Annotated in this window: 2 protein-coding genes; both read left to right on the top strand. The window is 52.7% G+C overall.

What is annotated here, in order from left to right:
• Positions 1–1000 (top strand): ArsJ-associated glyceraldehyde-3-phosphate dehydrogenase (locus P1U71_RS17895; protein WP_301107035.1); only part of this gene is annotated, 1000 nt, incomplete at its 5' end.
• Positions 997–2246, top strand: a 1250-nt coding sequence (gene arsJ, locus P1U71_RS17890) for an organoarsenical effux MFS transporter ArsJ (RefSeq protein ID WP_301107034.1), incomplete at its 3' end; no start/stop codon positions are given. The genes P1U71_RS17895 and arsJ, both read left to right, overlap by 4 nt.

Below are 2246 nucleotides of genomic sequence, written 5' to 3'. Positions count from 1 at the left end.
TCGCATGGGGCGTTTGTTCCTGAGGGCGGCATTGGAACATGCCGTGAGTGAAGAAGATGCCCCCGACTTTGAGATTGTTCATATTAACGAAATCAAAGGGGGCGCAGCGACTGCAGCACATCTGCTCGAGTTCGATAGCGTCCATGGTCATCTCGATATCCCTGTTAGCTGGGAAGAGCCGTATCTGAATGCCGGTAACTTCTCCATGACATTTTCCGAGCATACCAACCCGCAGGAAATACCTTGGGCTGAGCGGGATGTGGATATCGTTATTGAATGCACCGGCAAGTTCAAGAAGCGGGATGTGCTGCAACCTTATCTCTCTGAGAGCGTTAAAAAGGTAATCGTTGCGGCTCCGGTTAAGGACGCAGACCTCAATATCGTAATGGGTGTTAATGATCATCTGTATGATCCGACTGCGCATCATATTCTGACCAATGCGTCCTGCACCACAAACTGTCTGGCGCCGCTGATCAAGGTGATGCAGGAGAATATTGGTATTCGCCACGGCCTGATCACAACAATTCATGATGTCACGAATACGCAGGTCATTGTCGATGCTCCGCATAAGGATTTGCGCCGGGCTCGTTCCGCGTTGAACTCCTTGATTCCCACTTCAACCGGGTCGGCGACGGCAATTGCCATGATATATCCGGAACTGGCGGGAAAGCTGAACGGCGTCGCTGTCAGGGTGCCGCTGCTAAATGCGTCAATTACGGATTGTGTTCTGGAAATGTCGCGGCCAACGACCGTTGAGGAAGTAAACGGATTCTTCAAAGCCGCGAGCGAGGCAGAGCTTGACGGCATTCTCGGTTATGAGGCGCGGTCGCTTGTCTCCGCCGACTTCGTCAATGACCGCCGCTCTTCTATTGTTGACGCCCCATCAACCATGGTTGTTGATGAAACTCAGGTAAAAATCCTTGCCTGGTATGACAATGAAATCGGGTATGTCTGGCGGATGCGGGAATTAACCGCGAAGGTCGCGAAAGATATCCAATGAGTGCGATGCGCGATTATGCGGTTGTTACAAGCGCTTATTGGGGGCTGACACTGACTGACGGCGCGCTTCGGATGCTTGTCCTTCTTCATTTTCATAGTCTGGGTTACACGCCTATAGAGCTTGCTTCACTTTTCGTGTTGTATGAATTTTTCGGTGTCGTGACCAATCTCGTTGGAGGCTGGATCGCGGCGAGGCTGGGCTTGCGCTTTACATTATATGCAGGCCTCTGGTTGCAGATCGCGGCGCTTTTTATGCTCTCGCAGCTCGATCCGAGTTGGTCCAAGGAAATATCAGTCCTGTATGTTTTCCTGTCACAAGGACTCTCGGGAATCGCCAAGGATCTCACCAAGATGAGCGCTAAATCCTCGATCAAGATATTGTTGCCCGAGGGCGGAAACTCCCGCCTGTTTAAGTGGGTAGCGGCGCTGACCGGCTCAAAAAACGCCTTAAAGGGCGCAGGCTTCTTCCTCGGCGGCGCATTGCTGACGGCAATCGGGTTTGAAGGGGCGCTGATCGTCATGGCGGCCGGCCTTGCGGTCGTTTTAATCGCCTCCTTCCTTCTTCTCAGACAGCTAGCTGGACAGCCGACCTCAAAACCGCCCTTTTCGCGCATTCTTTCCAAGACACGCGACATAAACCTGATCGCGCTGGCCCGATTCTTTCTGTTTGGCGGGCGGGATGTCTGGTTCGTTGTCGGCGTGCCTTTGTATCTGGATGAAGTTCTGGGATGGAGCTTTGTCGAGATTGGAAGCTTTATGGCGGCCTGGGTCATAGCCTATGGGTTCGTTCAGGCCGTGGCGCCACGCTTTGTTCGAAAATCTCTGGATGGTTTGTCCGCTGAAATCACCGCAGCGAGCCATTGGGGCGGGGCGTTGGCCATTGTTCCCTTGCTACTTGCCGCCTTTATTTACCTCCTGACCGATCAGGTTGTTCTCGCGGATAATCTCGCTTGGCTCGGCGTTGTGACGGTGGGAGGGTTGACGCTGTTCGGTATTCTGTTCGCGATTAATTCATCGCTCCATTCCTATCTTATTCTCGCTATCTCGGATAAAGATCAGACCATCCTTAATGTTGGTTTTTACTATATGGCGAACGCGGGAGGGCGGCTGCTCGGTACGCTCATGTCCGGCGCATTGTATCAGATCGGCGGCGTGGAAGTATGCCTGATCGGTTCGGCTCTTTTGATCGGAGCGGCGGCTTTTTTTGTTCGAGGAATTGGCAGTCAAGAAACAGTAACGAATGTTTC

Source organism: Sneathiella sp. (genome assembly GCF_029233945.1).
In the GTDB taxonomy this organism is placed as follows: domain Bacteria; phylum Pseudomonadota; class Alphaproteobacteria; order Sneathiellales; family Sneathiellaceae; genus Sneathiella.
The sequence above is the reverse complement of the archived record's forward strand: the minus strand, read 5'-3'. Positions and strand labels throughout refer to the sequence as shown.